At 66.5% G+C, this 18781-nt stretch carries 18 protein-coding genes; 9 read left to right on the top strand and 9 right to left on the bottom strand.

Features of this window, described 5'->3' with window-relative positions; translation table 11 throughout:
- Nucleotides 1-7: 7 nt before the first annotated feature.
- The 5 genes from SPDO_RS14170 to SPDO_RS14190 all read right to left on the bottom strand — a co-directional run bounded on the left by SPDO_RS14170 (nucleotide 8) and on the right by SPDO_RS14190 (nucleotide 6194).
- Nucleotides 8-1396, bottom strand: a complete 1389-nt coding sequence (locus SPDO_RS14170; protein ID WP_088368189.1) for an MFS transporter — start codon at nucleotides 1394-1396, stop codon at nucleotides 8-10.
- Nucleotides 1397-1870: 474 nt separating this feature from the next.
- Nucleotides 1871-2389: a CinA family protein gene (locus tag SPDO_RS14175; protein WP_088368165.1), complete on the bottom strand. Its 519-nt coding sequence runs from the start codon at nucleotides 2387-2389 to the stop codon at nucleotides 1871-1873.
- Nucleotides 2390-2535: 146 nt separating this feature from the next.
- Nucleotides 2536-4353, bottom strand: a complete 1818-nt coding sequence (locus SPDO_RS14180) for a flavin-containing monooxygenase (protein ID WP_088368166.1) — start codon at nucleotides 4351-4353, stop codon at nucleotides 2536-2538.
- A 34-nt stretch (nucleotides 4354-4387) separates the two neighbouring features.
- Entirely contained in the window at nucleotides 4388-5326 is a 939-nt protein-coding gene (locus SPDO_RS14185; protein WP_088368167.1) for an SDR family NAD(P)-dependent oxidoreductase, read from the bottom strand.
- Nucleotides 5327-5363: 37 nt separating this feature from the next.
- On the bottom strand, nucleotides 5364-6194 hold the full coding sequence (locus tag SPDO_RS14190) for a phytanoyl-CoA dioxygenase family protein (RefSeq protein ID WP_088368168.1): 831 nt from the start codon (nucleotides 6192-6194) through the stop codon (nucleotides 5364-5366).
- Nucleotides 6195-6440: 246 nt separating this feature from the next.
- Between SPDO_RS14190 and SPDO_RS14195 the strand changes: the two genes are divergently transcribed.
- Genes SPDO_RS14195 through SPDO_RS14215 form a run of 5 tightly spaced genes read left to right on the top strand, consistent with a single transcriptional unit; the run spans nucleotide 6441 to nucleotide 12161 of the window.
- On the top strand, nucleotides 6441-7943 hold the full coding sequence (locus SPDO_RS14195; protein WP_245829513.1) for a putative bifunctional diguanylate cyclase/phosphodiesterase: 1503 nt from the start codon (nucleotides 6441-6443) through the stop codon (nucleotides 7941-7943).
- Nucleotides 7940-8677, top strand: a complete 738-nt coding sequence (locus SPDO_RS14200; protein WP_088368169.1) for a LysM peptidoglycan-binding domain-containing protein — start codon at nucleotides 7940-7942, stop codon at nucleotides 8675-8677. The genes SPDO_RS14195 and SPDO_RS14200 overlap by 4 nt, the downstream gene beginning before the upstream one ends.
- A 55-nt stretch (nucleotides 8678-8732) precedes the next feature.
- Nucleotides 8733-10394, top strand: coding sequence for a serine/threonine-protein kinase (locus tag SPDO_RS14205; RefSeq protein ID WP_088368170.1), 1662 nt, complete (start codon nucleotides 8733-8735; stop codon nucleotides 10392-10394).
- A gap of 10 nt (nucleotides 10395-10404) precedes the next feature.
- Nucleotides 10405-11415 (top strand): type VI secretion system-associated FHA domain protein, encoded by a 1011-nt coding sequence (locus SPDO_RS14210; protein ID WP_088368171.1) that lies wholly within the window; start codon nucleotides 10405-10407, stop codon nucleotides 11413-11415.
- Entirely contained in the window at nucleotides 11412-12161 is a 750-nt protein-coding gene (locus tag SPDO_RS14215; protein WP_088368172.1) for a PP2C family protein-serine/threonine phosphatase, read from the top strand. The genes SPDO_RS14210 and SPDO_RS14215 overlap by 4 nt, the downstream gene beginning before the upstream one ends.
- A gap of 94 nt (nucleotides 12162-12255) precedes the next feature.
- On the opposite strand, the gene SPDO_RS14220 is transcribed toward SPDO_RS14215, so the two are convergent.
- Nucleotides 12256-12567: an ArsR/SmtB family transcription factor gene (locus tag SPDO_RS14220; RefSeq protein ID WP_088368191.1), complete on the bottom strand. Its 312-nt coding sequence runs from the start codon at nucleotides 12565-12567 to the stop codon at nucleotides 12256-12258.
- Nucleotides 12568-12697: 130 nt separating this feature from the next.
- Here SPDO_RS14220 and SPDO_RS14225 point away from each other — a divergent pair, with 130 nt between their 5' ends.
- Nucleotides 12698-13432, top strand: coding sequence for a 3-oxoacyl-ACP reductase family protein (locus SPDO_RS14225; RefSeq protein WP_088368173.1), 735 nt, complete (start codon nucleotides 12698-12700; stop codon nucleotides 13430-13432).
- Between the two features lie 46 nt (nucleotides 13433-13478).
- On the opposite strand, the gene SPDO_RS14230 is transcribed toward SPDO_RS14225, so the two are convergent.
- Entirely contained in the window at nucleotides 13479-14204 is a 726-nt protein-coding gene (locus tag SPDO_RS14230) for an SDR family oxidoreductase (protein WP_088368174.1), read from the bottom strand.
- Nucleotides 14205-14353: 149 nt separating this feature from the next.
- Between SPDO_RS14230 and SPDO_RS14235 the strand changes: the two genes are divergently transcribed.
- A complete protein-coding gene (locus SPDO_RS14235) occupies nucleotides 14354-15250 on the top strand; it encodes an AraC family transcriptional regulator (RefSeq protein ID WP_088368192.1) in 897 nt (298 codons plus the stop codon).
- Nucleotides 15251-15427: 177 nt separating this feature from the next.
- Nucleotides 15428-15709 (top strand): DUF427 domain-containing protein, encoded by a 282-nt coding sequence (locus SPDO_RS14240; protein ID WP_088368175.1) that lies wholly within the window; start codon nucleotides 15428-15430, stop codon nucleotides 15707-15709.
- Nucleotides 15710-15795: 86 nt separating this feature from the next.
- Here the strand turns inward: SPDO_RS14240 and SPDO_RS14245 are convergent, their stop codons facing one another.
- Nucleotides 15796-16578, bottom strand: a complete 783-nt coding sequence (locus tag SPDO_RS14245) for an alpha/beta fold hydrolase (protein ID WP_088368176.1) — start codon at nucleotides 16576-16578, stop codon at nucleotides 15796-15798.
- A gap of 4 nt (nucleotides 16579-16582) precedes the next feature.
- Nucleotides 16583-17716, bottom strand: a complete 1134-nt coding sequence (locus tag SPDO_RS14250; RefSeq protein WP_088368177.1) for a Gfo/Idh/MocA family protein — start codon at nucleotides 17714-17716, stop codon at nucleotides 16583-16585.
- Between the two features lie 111 nt (nucleotides 17717-17827).
- On the opposite strand from SPDO_RS14250, the gene SPDO_RS14255 reads away from it, so the two are divergent.
- A complete protein-coding gene (locus SPDO_RS14255) occupies nucleotides 17828-18631 on the top strand; it encodes an SDR family NAD(P)-dependent oxidoreductase (RefSeq protein WP_088368178.1) in 804 nt (267 codons plus the stop codon).
- The last annotated feature ends 150 nt before the right edge of the window (nucleotides 18632-18781 follow it).

The raw sequence follows: 18781 nt of genomic DNA on the forward strand, positions 1-18781 counted from the left end.
GGAACAATCATGTCACCACGGCATGTGCGCGGAGCTGGTCGGCCAGCGACCGATAGGGGCGATAGGCGATAAGCAGGCAGGCCAGCGACAGAAGGACCATGACGACGCTGACGATCAGGATCGACAGGTGGATCGCCGATGGATCGTGAAAGACGCGATCATTGAGCAGGGCGATCAGGGTTGGGCCCAGGCCAAGGCCGAGAAGGTTGATGACCAGCAGCGAAATCGAAATCGCCGTACCGCGCATCTGATTGGGCACCATCTGCTGTAAAATGGCAGGGCTGAGGCCGTTGAGGAAGGTGGGCAGGAACACGGCCGCCGCGAGAGGAAAGATCGCGAGGCGCCCGTCCGGGAGCAATGTGTAGGCCGCGATGAACGGGATGGTCAGCAGTTTAATCGCAACTGCCGCCTTCAACCGCCCCGCGGCGCCATGACGCCTTGTCATGACGTCGCCAAGCCACCCGCCGCACAGCACGCCAGCGGTGCCGAATGTCAGCAGGAGCAGCCCGTAGGTGTGCCCGATTTCGACCGCGCTCCACCCATGACGCCGAATGAACATCGACGGCACCCACGCGGCAACCCCGTAGCCCGCCACGGCGGAGAAACCCATGAACAGATTGATGCCGAGGAACGCGCGTGCATTCGTGCGCAGATAGTCGAAGACTTCGCGAAGCGGCACCGCCCCGACGGACACGTCGCCGTTCGCCGCAACCCGCTGGTGCAGCGCGCCGGTACGCCGTGGCTCGCGCAGCGACAGGGCAAGCGCCGCAACCAGCAAGCCGGGCAGGCCGATAATCAGAAACACCGTCTGCCATGGCCGCACCGCACCGATCAGCGGCAAGAGCAGCGGACCCGATCGCAGCGCCCCGGCAATGATGGTTGCGCCGATCACCAGGGCTAAGCCACCGCCGATAAAGATGCCGATGCTGTAGACCGCCAGTGGCAGCCCCACTTTGTGCGGCGGAAACTGGTCGCCGATCAGCGAGTTCGCTGCCGGGGTGAGCACCGCTTCCCCCGCCCCCACACCCATGCGCAGCAGCAGCAGCGCCGGATAACTGCGCACCAATCCGCATCCGGCGGTCGCCAAACTCCAGAAGGCGATGCCTGACGCGACCAGCGTGGTGCGCCGCCGTGCATCGACGAGGCGGCCGAGCGGCAGACCTACCAAAACGTTGCAAAGTGCGAAGGCCAAGCCCTGCAACAAGCTGATCTGCGTGTCGCTAAGGCCAAGATCGCGCTTCATCGGCTCGACCAGCAAGCTCAGGATTTGGCGATCGAGAAAGGAGAAAACATACGCGATCGTGAGAACCGCCACGACGTACCAGCCGTACGCCGGGGATGGATAATCCGAAATCTGGACGGCCGACGAAGAGCCGTTTGAACGATGATCAACCATGATGCCCCCGCGCTGGTCATGCAAAGACACCATTTATTAGTGCAATATGCAACAGCTGAGTGCGTGTCATGGGCTTTCGATACGTCGTGATGTCACGCCGTCGTGCTCGAGCTCGTCAAACCCGCCGACATTGTGGGAGATGAGGCATGAAGATCGTCGTGACCGGCGGAACGGGACCAATTGGCTGATTGCTCGTCGGCGATCTGAGCGATCGCGGGCATGAGGTGGTCACCGCTTCGCCCAGCAGCAGCGTGAATAACCTTAGCGGCGCAGGCTCCCCGAATGCACTCGCGAAGGCGCAAGTGACCGTGAACGTGGGCAACGCCCCAAGTCACCCATCCCTCGCGCGGCTTCGACAAGAAGTTCTGCTGCGCCGACTTCCTGAATGATGAAGGCCATCCAACGTCAGAGAAGCGATGCGGATCAAACCCTTCCTCGATGCGGCGCTGTCGACCCGATCAGATCATCCAGCCGTCAGCCCGCCAGGGTCGATGCGTTCTCGAGCGTGTCGCGCAAGAACGTTAGCGCCACTTGGGTGAAGGCGCCCATGTTGTCGATCCGGTCGGTCAGGCCGGTGTCGACGGTGGTGGAGACGGTGCCGTCGGGGCCGCTGACGGCAATGCAGGTGCGGCCGGCGGGGGCGCCGCGCGGGTGCGGCTCGGGGCCGGCGGCGCCGCTCTCGGCGATGCCCCAATCGGCGTGGAAATTGGCGCGGATCGCCTCGGCCTGCACGCGGGCATAATCCTCGGTCACCGATTCAAAGCCGGCTAGCTCTTCGCGCGGGAGGCCGAGCAGGATGTCGCGGCCACGCAGCGAATAGACCACGCCGCCGCCGCGGCAGAAGCGGGTCGCGCCCGATCGGGTGAGCAGGCCCGCCAGGATCAAACCGCCGGTGGCGCCGTCCGCCACCGCGATCGTCTGACGCCGTTCGAGCAGGATGTCGCCGATCCGGGCGGCAATGGGCGCAAGCGTGTGGAGCATGGGATCAGCCATCTTTCTTGGTGGGCGGCGTGGCGCCTGCTCTCCCCACCTATCGGGTGAGGGCAGGCAGGATGTGTGGCCGAGCGGCGGGGGCGGATCAATCCTGCCCGCCCCGTGTGCTCGCGACGGCGAACCATCGGATCACCACCGCCCCGCGCTCAGGCCCGCAGCGCGAGCCCTTCCAATTCGCCATTGTTGCGCCAGTCGGCGAGCAGGGCGTTGAACGCGTTGATGCCGGGCGCATAGGTCTGCCCTGCCTGGCCGCCCTCCAGATCGCCCTCATTGTTGTAATAGCCGGGTGTGCAGCTTTCGAGATAGGCGCGGTTGACCACCGACAGCTTCTTGATCGTGCTCACCCAGGCGTCCTGCGCTTCGGGCGTCGGCTCAACCTCGGTCGCGCCGCGCTTCTTCGCCTCGGCGATGATATAGGCGATGTGCTGCGCCTGATCGTCGAACATCGCGGTCATGTTCACCGACAGGCCGTTCTGCGACACGCCGATGTAGAACCAGTTGGGAAAGCCGGTCGTCGCGAAGCCGTGCAGCGTCTTGTACCCGTTAGCCCAATGATCGTGCAGCAGCACGCCATCGCGCCCCTTGATGTCGAAGCCGACGCGGCGCTTGAAGGAGGTCGTGATCTCGAAACCCGAGGCGTAGACGATGCAATCGACCTCGTACTCGCGGCCATTGGCGACGAGGCCCTTGGGCGTGATCCGCTCCACCCCCTTGCTTTCGCTGACGTCGACCAAGGTCACGTTCGGGCGGTTGAAGGTGGGGAGGAATTCGTCGTTAAAGGTCGGCCGCTTGCAGAACTGACGGTACCAGGGCTTCAGCTTCTCGGCGGTTTCGGGATCGGTCACCACCTCGTCGACGCGCTGACGGATGGTGTTCATCTTGCGGAAGTCGGCCACCTCCGCATGACGGATCGCGGCCTCCGGCCCCATCGTCTTGGCATTGCGGATGACGAAGGACTGCACCTCGCGGAAGATCGACGTCCAATTGTCGTTGACGAGATCGTGCTCGAACGGACGGCCTTCGATGATGTCGGCAAAATTGTGCCGCCGTGCGCGCTGCCAGCCGGGTTCGAGCGACCTGGCCCATTCGGGATCGGTGGGCTTGTTGCCGCGCGTGTCGACCGATGAGGGCGTACGCTGAAAGACGTAGAGCTGCTTCGCGTGACGGCCGAGCGCGGGGATGCACTGGATCGCGGTGGCGCCGGTGCCGATGATCGCGACCGTCTTGTCCTCCAGCTTCCAGAGGTTTCCGGTCGTGTCGCCGCCGGTATAGCCATAGTCCCAGCGGCTGGTGTGGAAGCTGTGTCCCTCGAAGCTCTCGATGCCGGGGATGCCGGGCAGCTTGGCGCGGCTGGCGGTGCCGAGCGCGGAGACGACGAAGCGGGCGCGGATCGCATCGCCATGGTTGGTGCGGATCACCCAGACCTTTTCCGCATCGTCCCAGGCGAGTTCGGCAACGCGCGTCTGGAACAGCGTGATCGGGTAGAGATCGTAATGCTTCCCGATCCGCTGGCAGTGTTCGTAGATCTCGGTGACGTAGGAGTATTTTTCCTTCGGGAGGTAGTTGAGCTCCTCGAGCAGCGGCAGGTAGCAATAGCTTTCAATGTCGCATTGCGCGCCGGGATAGCGGTTCCAATACCAGGTACCGCCGAAGTCGCCGCCCGCCTCGATGATGCGCAGGTCGGTGACGCCTTTTTCCTTCAGCCGCGCGGCGGCGAGCATGCCGCTGAACCCGCCGCCGATCACCGCCACCTCGACGAAATCGCTCAAGGGCTCGCGGGTGAATCCGGGTTCGACATAGGGGTCTTCCTCGGCGTAGCGGGCGTAATCGCCGGACAACTCCTTGTACTGCCGGTCGGCATCGGTGCGCAGCCTTTTGTCGCGTTCCGCCTTGTAGCGCGCGCGCAGCGCGTCGATGTCGAAACCCGCGTCGAACGTAGCCCCCTGGCCCTCGCTGGTGCTCATCAAACCTCTCCGTTCTATGTGTGTCGCCCCGGCGCTATTCTGCGGCGTAGGCGAGGAAATCGGGGTCGTAGGCGCGCTCAGGCTCGGCGCGGACGCGGCGGTCGAGCCGCTCGGCGTCCTCGCCCACCAGAATGCGCCAGCGCTCCGCCTTCACGCCATCGAGGATGATCGTCGCGGCCCGCCCGGCGCTGGTCGGCGCGAGCTCCTCGAAGCGCCTGGCGAGCATCGCCTGCGCTTCCTCCAGCGCGGCATCGTCCATCGCGTCGGCGCCCTCCACGTTGATCATCTTCAGATGCTGGCGCAGCTTGCGGCGCGTGACGTCGGTCATCGCGCTGGCGAGCACGCGGCGCGAATTGAAGCCGATCGGCGTGCCGATGCCGCCGGGCATGACGATCGAGGCGCGTATGTGCGGCGCGGAATTGCGCAGATCCGTCACGAGGGACTCGGTGAAGCCCTTCACCGCGAACTTCGCCGCGCTGTAGGCGGTTTGCGAGACGCCGGGCATCAGCGCCGCCCAGAAGCCGTTGGCGCTCGACGTGTTGACGATATGCCCCTCGGTCGCGCGCTCCAGCATGGGCATGAAGGCGCGGCAGGAATAATAGACGCCGAACCAGCATATCTGAAACACGCGGTCCCATTCGGCGCGGTCGTCGAGCACGAAGCTGCCGCCGCCGCCGATCCCGGCATTGTTGAAAAGGAGGTGGATGTGATCGCTGTGGTGATCGCGCGCGACCTCCGTGGCGAAGCGCTTCACCTGCTCCTCGTCGCCGACGTCGGCGATGTGGCTGGTGATGCGTACGCCCTGCGGCACGCCGTCTGCCTCGCACAGCGCCACCGTCTCGGCCATGCTGTCGGCGAAGAGATCGCACATGGCAACGCTGGCGCCTTGCGCAACGAGCTGGCGCACCAGCTCGCGGCCCATGCCGGTGCCACCGCCGGTGACCACCGCCAGCTTGCCGCCGAAATCCTTCATCGCGATGCTCTCCTTGTCGTGGTGGCGCGGCGCTGGTTCACGCGGCGGTCGCCGCCGCTTTGGGGTGTAGGCGCAGGAAGCCAGGTGCGCGCATCGGGTCGCCGAGCTTCAGCTTGGTCGCCATGTCGGGGAAGTTGGGCAGCGATTTCGCCCCCTTCGGATCGTAATGGGTGCGCTCGCCGAAGAAGCGCAGCGTCAGCGTGCGGCGGCGCTGGCCGGGGCGCGTCCGCGCGCCGCCGTGCAGGGTGCGAAAGTGGAAGAAGATGACGTCGCCCGGCTCGACCGCCCAGGAGACGATGTCGTGCCTTTCACGCGCCGCCTCGACATCGGGCAGGCGCGGGAGCGACAGGCGGTCGTCGATCGGGCGGGTGTCGTCGTTCGGATCGAAGGCCGAGGTGTTGTACATCGGCCCGAGGTGCGAGCCGGGAATGAACTCCAGGCTGTCCGCCGGGGCGAGCGGCTCGAAGGTGATCCAGGCGACGGCGTTATCCTCGCCATCCATTGGGAGGTAAGATCCATCCTGGTGCCAGGGCGTGCGCCGCGTGTCGCCGCCTTCCTTCAGGAACACCTGTTCGTAGATGAACCAGACGGGATCGCGGCCCCAAAGCTGCGCGCACGCCGCCGGGATCGGCGAGCTCTCCAGCATCGATTGGTAGCCGTCGAGCACGTCCGGGTGGAACGAATCGTTGTAGAACAGCGGCGTGCCGTCGCGCTTCAGCAGAGGCGCGTTGCGCGGCGTGGGATTGGCGAGGCTCCATTCCCACGCCTCGAGCGTGGCGGCCAATTGCGTGGGGTCGAGCAGGCCGGGAATGTGCACCACCCCGTCGTGCTGAAAGGCGGCACGCTTTGTGGCCCAGTCAATCGCCATCGCATCCTCCCGCTTTATGGACGCGAACTTATAACACGCTGTACTTAAGTCAAAGGACTTAGAATGCTCCTTGCTGCGTTCGTGGTCGCGCCTTGCGGTGTCGGTGTAATGGCGAGGGAAAGGCCCACGACGAGCACGTTCCACCGTTAACCAACTCGTATTCAGTTGTTTCTATTCCAATGGCGTGCGGACGAGCCATTATCCTGCCGATGAGGGCACCCCCTTGTGCGCTGCGCAGGGCTTTCGGTGATCGTCGCTCTTCTGCTCGTCGCGATCGTGGCGCTGGTCGTCATGGCGGCCGCTTACTGCCGGCTGTGGTTGCACCTGGCGGCGATCCGCCGGCGCATCGTGGCGCTGCCGGGCGACGGCGCGGCCCGTACCGCCGAGGGCGCGCTGGACGAGATCGAGCGACAGGTCGTGCAGCTTCGGCCGCGCCTGCTCACGCAGCACCCGATCACCGCGCTGCCGACGCGCGAGGCGCTGCTGGCGCGGATGAGCGCCGACAAAAACGGCGTGGTGGGGGCGCTGGCCTTTACCGACTTCGACCGGCTGACCGCGATCGACCCAGTCATTGCCGAACGGATGCTGGCGATCTGCGCCGCCCGCCTGCGGCAGATGCTGCCGCCGACGCGGCTCGCGGCACAGATCGACCGCGGCCATATCGGCATGTGGTACGGCGATGGGGACGCGGCCACGGCACAGGCAGAGCTGACCGCGATCGCCTATGCCTTGGGGCAGGAGATCGACAGCGGCGCGGGCAAGCTCACGCCCAAGGTCGCGGTCCGGCTGGAACCGTTCGACGCGGCCGAGGCGCGGTCGGCCGGCACGCTTCTGTCGCAACTGGTGGCGTCGTTCACCCTGCCTGCCGGTGCGGCCGGCGCCCCTTCGACGTCCGACGATGCAGCGCTGGCGCGCGATCATTATGCCATCGAGCAGGACCTGCGGCAGGCGATCGTGCAACAGGAACTGTCGCTCGCCTTTCAGCCGCTGATCGATGCCGGGCGCCAGATCGTGTGCGGTGCAGAGGCGCTGCTGCGCTGGGACCATCCGGTGCGCGGCCGCATCTCCCCTGCCCTGTTCGTCCCAGTGATGGAAACGGCAGGCATGGCACGCGAGATCGGCAATTGGGCGCTCAACGCCGCAACGCGCGAGGCGGGGCGCTGGCGCGCATCGGGCCTGCCGCCGCTGCGCATCGCGATCAATGTCTCGGGCCATCAGCTGGAGGAAGACGACCTGCCGGCGCTGGTCCGTCGCACGCTGCATCACCACAATGTGCCTGCCGAGGCGATCGAGCTGGAACTGACCGAAAGCGTGGCGACGACCGATACGGAGCATTGCCGCCGGCTATTCGAGGCCTTGCGCGCAACCGGGATCAAGCTGGCGGTGGACGATTTCGGCACCGGCTATTCGGGCTTCAGCTCGCTGCGGCGGCTGGCGTTCGACAAGATCAAGATCGACCGCGAGTTCGTCACCGATGTCGATCGCCGGCGCGACAGCCAGGCGATCTGCCAGAGCGTCATCGCACTCGGTGCCGGGCTGGGCATCCGCGTGCTGGCCGAGGGCGTCGAGCGATACGGCGAATATGCGTGGCTGCGGCGCAACGGCTGCCACCATTTCCAGGGTTTCTATTTCGCGCCGCCGCTGACCGGCGACGCCTTCACGGCGTTCGTGCGCGACACGGACGGCCTGCGGCATCTTCTGCATCCGGCCACCGCGCCGCTGCCTGTTCACGAAAGAGTATGTCCATGATCCTTCGTCGCTCCCGGGCTGCGGGCCTGTCACTCATGTTGCTGGCACTGTCGGCCTGCGGTGGCGGGGCGCGCCCCAATGCCACGCCGCCGCGCGCCGCGTCCGGCAATGGCGATGCCGGCGCGGCGCTCGACCGGCTGCTGCAGGGTGACGAGGGCGCGGCGCGCAAGCAGCTGAAGGCAATCCTGAAGCGCGATCCCAACAACGCCTCGGCGCAGATGGTGCTGGCCAGCATGAAGGGCGATGCGCGCGAGCAGCTCGGCCCGCACAATTACCCCTATACCGTGCGCGCGGGCGACACGATCGACGGCATCGCGCAGCGGCTGCTGGGCAACCGGCTGAAGGCGTATCAGCTGCTGCGCTACAACGACCTGTCCCTCCCTGCGCAGCTTGCCGTCGGACAGGTGCTGCGCATTCCCGGCGAACAACGCCGGGAGCCGCCGCGCGCGCCCGCCCCGCCGCCAGCGCCATCGCCGGCACCGCCGCGCCCCGCGCAGCCGGCGCCGGTTGCGCAGCCGAAACCCGCCCCGGCGGCGCGGCCTGCGCCAGCGGCAAACCCGGCCGCCGCGCGCCAGGCGCGTGCCGCCGGCCTTGCCGCGCTCAATCAGGGCAAGGTGGCGCAGGCTGTGGCGCAGTTGCGACGCGCGGCGGCGCTCGATCCGGGTAATCCGCTGATCGCGCGCGATCTCGCCCGCGCCCAGCGGATCGCCGCAACCGTCCGCACGAAACGCTAGAACACCTGCTTAAACCATTGGCGCTACGCGTCACGCCACGTGGGAGTGGACCAACATGACGACGACATTGGGGCGATATCGCATCCATGCGCGCATCGGCGAGGGCGCGATGGCGGAGGTCTATCGCGCACACGATCCGGAGATCGACCGCACGGTCGCCATCAAGACGCTCAAGCCGGACTATGCGTCCAACCCGGATCTCGGCGCGCGCTTCATGCGCGAGGCGCGAGCCGCCGGCGCGCTGAGCCACGCCAATATCGCCACCATCTACGACGTCGGCGAGGCGGAGGGGATCGCCTATATCGCGATGGAGCTGGTCGAAGGTCAGCCGCTCGACACCGCATTGGCGCAGGGCCGCATGCCGTACGAGCGCGTGCTGGAGCTCGGCCGCCAGCTAGCCAGTGCGCTCGGCTATGCGCATCGCCACGGCGTCGTCCACCGCGATATCAAGCCGTCCAACATCCTGCTCTCGGCCGATGGCAAGACGGTGAAGCTGCTTGATTTCGGCGTCGCGCGCGTCGCGTCGGCCGAGGCGGAACGGCGGCTCGCGCATACGCAGATCGGCCAGATGGTCGGCACGCCACGCTACATGAGTCCCGAACAGGCGCTGGGCATGCCGGTCGACCATCGCTCGGACCTCTTCTCCCTCGGCGTCGTCCTGTACGAGATGATCACCGGCAAGGTGGCATTTCCCGGCACGGCGCTGGCCACGCTGGCGATCCAGATCGCGCAGGAGCGGGTCGAGCCGATCGACCGCAGCGCCGCCGACTGCCCGCCGGGGCTGCGCTTCATCATCGAAAAGCTGCTGGCGAAGAAGCCCGAGCAGCGCTTTGCCGACGGCGATGCGCTCGCCGCCGCCCTGTCGCGCGAGGCCGGCGCGCAGCAGGACATGGTGCCCGGCAGGCGTGGACTTTCCTTGCGCACGAAGCTGCCGCTGGCCTTGTCGCTGGTGACCGCCGCCTCGCTCGCCTTCTGCTTCACCACCACGCTCGATCGCGAGCGCGACACGCTGGAGCGGTTGGCGATCTCGGCCGGCAGCTCGACCGCGTCCTTTGTCACCAGCAACGCCGCGGTGCTGGCGGCCGACAATGCCGGCCTGCCGCCGATCGAGCAGGATTGGTCGGCGCTGCAGGCGTTCGCGGTGACGGCCGCGCGCGATCCCGAGGTGCGCGATCTCGCGATCGCCGACGACCACGGCATCGTGCGCGCCGCGAGCGATCCGACGCTGATCGGCAAGCGATATCGCGGTGCCGCCGGCGAACCGGCGATGAGCGGCAAGGGCGTCACCGCGGCGGCCGATCGCGGCGCGGGTGCCGGCATCCGCTTTGTGCAGCCGATCCGCTATGCCGGGGTGAATTTCGGCACGGTCGATCTGGTGGTGCGGCGCACCGCGCTGGATGCGGCGATCGGCAGCGTGCGCGCCTCGCTGCTGTCGCTTGCCGGCGTCGTGATGCTGGTCGTGCTGCTGGTCGGCTATCTCAGCGGCGCGCTTGTTTCGCGGCCGCTCGCGCGGCTACGCGCAGCGCTGGAGGAAGCGCCAAAGGTCGGCTTCGCGCTGCGCATTTCACACCGCCGGCGCGACGAGTTCGGCGCAGTCTTCAACGCCTTCAACGCGGCGGCGGCAGCGGTCGAGCCGCAACTGGCCGGCGGCGACACGCACGCGGCGGCCCAAGCCGCTACACTCGCCACCCGGATCGCGCATCGCGCAGCAGCCTGAGGATCACGCCATGTACATGCTTCAGCTGTTCGACGCCGCCGACGATGTCCAGCCGATCGACGCGCGGCTGATCCGCGACGGCCAGATCCGCATCGGGCGCGACGCCAGTGCCGACTGGCCGATCGCGGACGCCGATTGCGAGCTGTCGCGGACCCATTGCGAACTCGCGCTGGATGGCGACGCGCTCACGCTGCACGCGCTCGGTACCAATGGCGTGTTCGACGACCTGACCGGCGATCGCTTTCCCACCGAACGGGTGGTGATCGCGGTACCCACCACGCTGCGGTTCGGTCGGTTCCGCCTGCGCGCCAGCCGCGCGCCGCATGGCGATGCCCCGATCGACGTGGCCGGCACGCTGCTGATGACGCCGCCGCTCGGCCTGTCGAGCGACGTGCCCGAACAATGGAGCGACGCCGACCTGCCGCTCGGAGATGGTCACGGCTCGCTGCTCGACGCCTTTTGCGAGGGCGCGGGCCTTGATGCATCCTTGCTGTCGAGCGAAGACCCGGCGGACGTGATGCGCCGCGCAGGCGCGGTCTACCGCCAGATGGTGCTCGGGATCGGCGACCTGATGGCCGAGCGGGATCGCGCGCGCGGGCAGTACAAGCTGTCGCGCACGACCATTGGGGGGCATGACAACAATCCGTTCAAATGGGCGCCGACGCAGCGGCTTGCGATCGACCTGCTGCTGACGGGCTCGGGCGGTTTCCTGTCCGGCCCGGCGGCGCTTCAGGCATCGTTCCGCGATATGAAGCGCCACCTGATCGCCAGCTTCGCCGGATTGCAGGCGAGCCTGCGCGCCGCCGTCGCTACCTTCGACCCGGCGGCGATCGATGCCGAGGCAAGCACCCGAGGCTCGCTGTTGAAAAGCCGCGCCGCGCTGCATGCGGCGGAATACGCACGGCGCTACGCGGACCTTTCGGCGCAGCTCGAAGCCGGCACGGGCGGATCGCTCGAACGCGCCTTTATCACGGGCTATGATGCCAGCGAGGCGGACGCCGAGCGGAGCGAGCGGCCGTGATCGCTACGCAGCAGATCGACACGCCGCATGCGGCAACCTGGCACGCCGCGGCGCGCAGCCATGTCGGCCTGGTACGCCCGGTCAACGAGGATCGTGTCTTCAACTGTGCCGCGGCGGGCCTGTGGGCCATCGTGGACGGCATGGGCGGCCATGCCGGCGGCGACATCGCGGCGCAGACCGTCGTCGACACGCTGCGCGACCTGGTGGCGCGGGTGCCGCAGCCCACATTGGACGACGTGCGCCTTGCCGCCGATGCCGCCAATCACGCAATCGGTCGCCGCAATCGCGCGACCGGGGTGCAGACCGGCGCGACCATGGTGCTCGCGCTCCTGGACGGGGCACGAATCCATCTCGCCTGGGCCGGGGACAGCCGCGCCTATCGCCTGACCGGGGGCCACGCGGAGCAGCTGACGCGCGATCACAGCGTGGTGCAGGACCTCATCGATGCGGGCCTGCTCACCAAGGAGGCGGCGCTGCGCCATCCACACGCCAATGTCGTGTTGCGTGCACTGGGTGTGGCGGACACGGTGGCGATCGAGACGCGCACGGTTACGCTGATGGCGGGCGAGCGGCTGCTGCTGTGCTCGGACGGCCTTTCGCGCTCGCTGAACGAGCAAGCGGTGCCGCGCGACATGGGGATCGCGCAACTGGCCGATACATTGCTCGCCCAGGCGCTGGTGCGCGACGGATCCGACAATGTGTCGCTCGTGATCGTCGAGCAGCCTGAACCGCGCGCGGTTCGCTGAAGCAGCAGCCCCACTCTCCAGACTCTGCGGCGGCAGATGACACAATGAGCCGGTCCGTCGATCCGCGTGCTAGAGCGACGCGACCGGCACGGTATCATGCCGGCCGGTTTGCAAGAACGGCCGCAAGCAGCCCCGGAAAGCGCTGATCGAACTCGGCGCGGCGCAGCGTGTTGATCATCTCGCGTCCGGCCTGCGTCGTCTGGATCAGCCCGGCCGCGCGCAGCAGCTTCAGGTGGTTGGACAACGTGCTCTTCGGGATCGTGTCGCACGGCGCGGCATCGGTGCAACTCAGCCGCTCGGCCGCAGCGAGCCGCGCCACCATGCCCAGCCGATTTTCATCTGCGAGCGCGTGCAGCGCGAGATCGAGCGGAACGTCGTCCAGCCGGGGATGGGTGAAACGGGGCATGCAAGGAATATAGGCCGCCATGAAGATTTTAATAGTTCGGCGATATTGAACTGTCGAAGCGTGTTCCCATTTCCTCGCCTGCCGACAGCGCACGATGCCGTGATCGCGGGCCCGATTTTGGAGAATACACATGTCCCTGCAAGGCAAGACAGCGCTCGTCACTGGCGGATCGCGCGGCATCGGCTCGGCCATCGCCAAGCGGCTCGCGGCCGATGGCGCAACGGTGGCGATCACCTATGCCGGCAACAAGAGCGCGGCCAATGCGACGGTTGCGGCGATCGAGCGCGCGGGCGGCACGGCCTTCGCCTTCCAGGCAAACGCCGCCGATCCGGCCTCGCAGCGCGCGGGCGTCGAACAGGCCGCCGCCGCCATGGGCGGGATCGACATCCTCGTTCACAATGCCGGTGTCGCAGAATTCTCCACGGTTTCCGAAGATACCGACGCAACCTTTGATCGCCAGTTCGGCGTCAACGTAAAGGGCCTGCACGTCGGCACGCGCGCCGCCCTGCCGCATCTCCGCGACGGCGGCCGGATCATCCTGATCGGCAGCATTTCGGGCGAAATGGCCTTCCCGGCGACGACCGTCTACAGCGCCACCAAGGCGGCGGTTGCGGCACTCGCGCGCGGCTGGGCCAAGGAACTCGCCGCGCGCAACATCCTGGTCAACACCGTGCAGCCGGGGCCGGTCGACACCGACATGAACCCCGCCGACAGCGAGTTTGCCGGACAGGTGCTGCAGTCGATCCCGCTCGGCCGGTATGGCAAGGTCGAGGAGATCGCGGGGGCGGTGTCGTTCCTCGCCGGACCCGATTCGAGCTACATCACCGGCACCACGCTCACCATCGATGGCGGTACGACGGCCTGAGCGACAGCACGGGCGTGCCGGCCGCAAGAGCCGGCACGCCACATGATTACATGTCCGCCGCGGTCGGCCGAACGATCACCTCGTTGATGTCGACGCCTTCTGGCTGCTCCAGCGCGTATCGAACGGCCCGCGCGATCGCATCCGGGGTCAGCGACTTCTTGCGCCATCCTGTCAGTGCCGTTGCGACCTCGGGATCGGTGATGTCGTGGCCGAGCTCGGTTGCGACGACGCCCGGCGAGATCAGCGTCGATCGGATGTCGTCATGCTCCTGCCGCAACCCCTCGGTGATGGCGCGCACCGCATGCTTGGTACCGCAATAGACGGCTGCAGTGGGCATCACCATGTGCGCTGCGACCGACGCGACGTTGACGATGTGGCCGCCCTTTTGCGCCACAAAGCGGGGCAGCACCGCGGCAATGCCGTTGAGGACGCCGTGAATATTGACGTCGATCATCCGCTTCCACTCGTCCCGCTTCAGCGCGGCAAGCGGCGACAGCGGCATCACGCCGGCGTTGTTGACCAGCACATCGATGTGCCCAAACCGCGCCTCTGCCGCTTCCACGAAGGCGTCGAAGTCAGCGCCGTCCGTCACGTCGAGCGTGCGCCACGCGACGGTGTCGCCGAGTTCCGCCGCCAATGCCTGCAACCGTTCCCCGCGACGCGCGCCGATGAAGAGGTGCGCGCCGGTCGCCGCCAGTTCGCGCGCGGTCGCCTCGCCAATACCGCTCGATGCGCCGGTGATGAGAACGACCTTGTTGATGCTCGCTGTCATGATGCTTTCCCTGCCGTGAAGTGACAGCCAACAAGATGGTGCACTTGTGTCAGGCAGGGGTAGCGCGATCGTCCAAAGGCTTTGCACGATTCGCCAGAACCTCGCTTGCTCGCTTGCGCAAGCTGACGGGGCACGAGATGACGATCGGCATGGACCGGACCACCGAGCTCGCAGCCGTTATCGACCGCCATGTCACCGGCACAGGCATATGCACGACCGCGATGCCGCACGTGTCGCTGATCCGCGCCGATCAGCCCAGCACGCCGACACCGGCCGTCTACGAGGCGTCGCTTTGCCTGATTGCCCAAGGATCGAAGCGCGTCTCGATCGGCGATCACAGCGTCGTTTATGACGCGGCGCATTATCTCCTGGTCTCTGTCGACCTACCGCTGGTCGGCCATGTGATCGACGCCAGCCCCGATCGTCCGTATCTTTGCTGCAAGATCGACATCGACCCTTCGATGCTGTCCGATTTGATGGCCGCGGAGGGTGAAGCGGTGCCCCATACCGACCTGCCGGTACTGGCCATCTACCCCAGCGATCCCGATCTGATCGACGCTGCATGCCGGCTGGTCGGGCTGCTCGACCGACCGGAAACCATTCGCGCCCTGGCGCCGCTGATCGAGCGGGAGATCCTTTACCGCCTGCTCACCGGGCCACATGGCCCGATGCTCCGCCACCTCGCCACGGCAGGCAGTCACCTGAACCAGATCAGCCGCGCGATCGCTGCGATCCGCCGCCGCTTCGACGCCCCGATCCGCATCGATGAGGTCGCCGCTGAAGCGGGCATGAGCGCCTCCTCGCTGCACGCGCATTTCAAGGCGATCACCCGCATGACGCCGCTCGAATATCAGAAGCAATTGCGCTTGCAGGAGGCGCGCCGGCTGATGCTGGTCGGCGGCGCCACCGCAGGAAACGCCGGGTTCGCGGTCGGCTATGAAAGCCCGTCGCAGTTCAGCCGGGAATACCGCCGCCTGTTCGGCGCACCGCCGCGCCAGGACATCGAACGACTGCAGGGCGTACCTTCGGCGAGCATCGCGCTATGACGATGGTCACGGCTGGCCTCGAACCACCGCGGCACGCGCGTTGTATGTGGCTGTCGGCGCGCAAGCGGCGGGGCCACACACTCGTCGGCTAGTAGAGGCGGCAATCCTGCATCAACGAGCAGCTTGACGGAAGGAAGGCGCGGCCCGACCTTTCGGATCAGTGCAAGGAGACTGGACGTGGTCGAAGCCCGGTGGAACGGCTCAGTGATAGCGCAAAGCGACGACACCGTCGTTGTGGAAGGCAATCACTATTTCCCTGCCGACAGCGTCGACGCTGCGGTCCTCCAGCCAAGCAGCACGACAACGGTTTGCCCGTGGAAGGGCACCGCTCATTATTATAATTTGCGCGTGAATGGCGCCGACAACCCCGACGCTGCATGGTATTACCCAGACCCCAAGGCTGCAGCAGAGGAGATCCGCGGTCGCATTGCCTTTTGGAAGGGTGTGACGGTCAGCTAGCGGTCAAAACTGCTGCCGACCTCAATCTGCTGAAACTCGCTTTTGGTCGTCTAGCCCAGCCGCAGCAGATCGAGGATCCCGCGCGTTCAGCTTTTCTCTGATTCCTGCGACGCAGAGACCGACAACCACGCGCACGCCGCCTCGTCGATCAACCCGGCAACCGCGTCCGGCTGCTCATAGGGCAAGAGGTGCGCGGCGTCCGGGACAACTGCCACCCGCGGCGATGTGAAATGCGGGACATTCAGCCGGCGCTGGTTCTGCTCGCCAAGATCGCCGTCCTCGGCGCCGGCGACGATCAGCGCGGGCGTGGAAAGCCGCCCGACCCGATCACGCCAGTCCTCGCGCGCGCCGCGTTCCAGCCAATCGATCCACGCCGCCGGGCTTGACCGCCGCACGTCGGCAACGGCCTTGGCCTCACGTTCTGGCGATAGCGGATGCGCGACGTTGGCCGCGACGAAGCGCCGCGCGTCAGCGTTGCGCGGCGGGCCATCGGTGAACCAGCCGATCATCTCGGCGCGACGGCTTTCGTCCATTGGTTCTGGCGCGGGAGGCGACCCGGCGAGCAATACCACGCCGCTCAGGCCCGCAAGCCCAGCGTCACCGGCCTCCGCCCGCGCCGCGAGCAGCGTCGCAAACTTGCCGCCCATGCTGTGCCCGACCAGCAGATAATTGGCGGGCGACCGCCGTGCGATCTCGGCGGCGAGCCAATCGAGTGTCGCAGCAACGCCGCCGGACAGGGCAGGCTCACCGCCGAAGCCGGGAAGGTCGGGCGCGACGCAAGCATATCGACGACCGAGCCGCGCGGTCACGTCGGCCCAGGCCCCGCCACTCGCGCCTAGCGCGTGAAGCAGCACGAGTGTCGGGGCCATCCGATCAGTCCTTGGACGGGCTGGACGCGTTGATTGGCTCAGGCGGAGACACCGCGCGCAGGGTCTGCTCCTGTGCATCCGGATCGATCCGACGGGTACGCGACAACGGCTCCACCGTCACCTTCCCGCCGGATTTCGATGCCGCCACGATCGCCTCGATAACGAGAAGGTCGGCAAGCCCCTCCTCCCCGTCCGGCTCGACGATGCGGTCTTGCAGGATGCAGTCGGAAAAATACTTCATCTCGCCGCCGAACTGGTCAGTCGCCTTGAATGCCTCGTGGGTCTTCTTTTCGCCGATCTGGCGGTTCTCCTCCAACGGGTCGCCGAAGCCGAAGGCGGGGTTCATATGGATCGAGCCTTCGGTCCCGACGATACCGAAGCTGCTGATCGTGTTGGCGTAATAGCTGACCGTGAACTGCGCCAGCCGATCGCCCGGCATCCGCAGCGTCACCGCCACCGTGTCGTCAAAATCGACGCAGCCCGACTGCGGATGACGGGTGCCCACCGCGGAGACCACCTCCAGTGGCTCCGCACCGAACAGGTAGCGAATGGCATTGATCGGATACGGTGCCATGTCGAACACCGGCCCCGCCTCGATACCATTGGTGGCACGATGGTTCGCCGGGTCGATCATCTGAGCGAAGCAGGAAGTAAAGGCGATGAGCTCGCCTAACTCGCCCGCCCTGATCCGCCGGATCGCGTCGAGCGTCGCCGGCTCGAAGTGCAAGCGGTACGCCGTCATCAGCTTGGCACCGGTTTTCTCGAACGCGGCAATGATCGCGCGACACTTGGCCGCGGACACTTCCAACGGCTTTTCGCACAGAACGTGGATGCCTGCCTCCAGCGCCGGCACTGCAAACTCGGCATGCCGCCAGTTCGGCGTTGCGAGATAGATCGCGTCGATCTCACCCGACGCGATCAGCGCCGCGAAGTCCTTGTACGCGTAGCGATGCTCCACATCGTATTTAGCGCCGAGCGCCGAGAGCTTTTCGGAATCATCGGAGACGAGCGCGGTGATTTCCGAATTGCCGGTATGCGAGACGCCCGGCATCATCGCTTCCTGCGCAATGTCGCCAAGGCCGACGATCGCATAACGAACTTTTTTGCCGCCCAATCCGAGGGCGGATGCGATGCTCATGGTCTTGTCTCCGTATCTGCGTCGGCGCGGCAAGCGCGTCAGCAATCCCTCGGTTCCGGGAACGTTGGCACGCCCCGCCCATTGTTGCGCGGCAATCCGAGGAGAGTGTCGATGGATTTGGGGATCAAAGGTCGCGTGGCGCTGGTCAGCGGTGGCGACAGCGGCATGGGGCGTGAGAGCGCGCGCATGCTGCTGGAGGCGGGCGTGCGCGTTGCGATCACCGACAAGTCCGGCGACACGCTCCGCGAGAGCCTCAACGATCTGCGCACGGCGGGTGAGGTGATCGCCGTCGCGGCCGATGTGCGCCAGGTCGACAGCGTCAACGCGCTGTTCGCCGAAGTGCGGGACAGGCTTGGCGACCCCGATATCCTGGTGAACGCAGCCGGCGTGACCGGTGCGACTGGCGACTTCCTCGATGTTGACGACGCAGGTTGGCTGGAAACGCTCGACATCAATCTAATGGGCGCCGTCCGGATGTGCCGCGCCGCCATTCCTGCGATGCGGCAACGGCAGTGGGGCCGGATCGTGCTGTTCTCGTCCGAAGATGCGGTGCAGCCCTATGTCGACGAACTGCCCTATTGCGCCTCCAAGGCCGGCATCCAGAACCTGACCAAGGGTCTGTCCAAGGCGTATGGCTGCGACAATGTCCTGGTCAACGTCGTCATGCCCGCCTTCATCGCAACGCCGATGACCGACAAGATGATGGAAAAGAGAGCGAAGGAGAAAGGCATGAGCGTCGACGCGGCAATCGACAGCTTCCTGGAGGAGGAACGCCCCGGCATGACCCTGAAACGGCGCGGACGCGCCGACGAGGTAGCGGCGGCGGTCGCCTTTCTCTGCTCGGAGCGCGCCAGCTTCATCAACGGCGCGGCGCTGCGCGTGGACTCGGGATCGGTGCAGACGATGGCCCTCTAGGCACGTTGCCCAGTCGCGTGTGAAACCTTCCCGAGATGAGACATTCAAGTATGGTTCTCAGCGGCCATCTGGTGCCGCGATTGTCTTGCTAAGGTTGAGCAGTAAGCTGTGACGACTCAATCATAAGAGCCGCGGCAACGCAGATGTCAC

The sequence above is a fragment of the Sphingomonas dokdonensis genome, assembly GCF_002197685.1.
Taxonomy (GTDB): domain Bacteria; phylum Pseudomonadota; class Alphaproteobacteria; order Sphingomonadales; family Sphingomonadaceae; genus Sphingomonas; species Sphingomonas dokdonensis.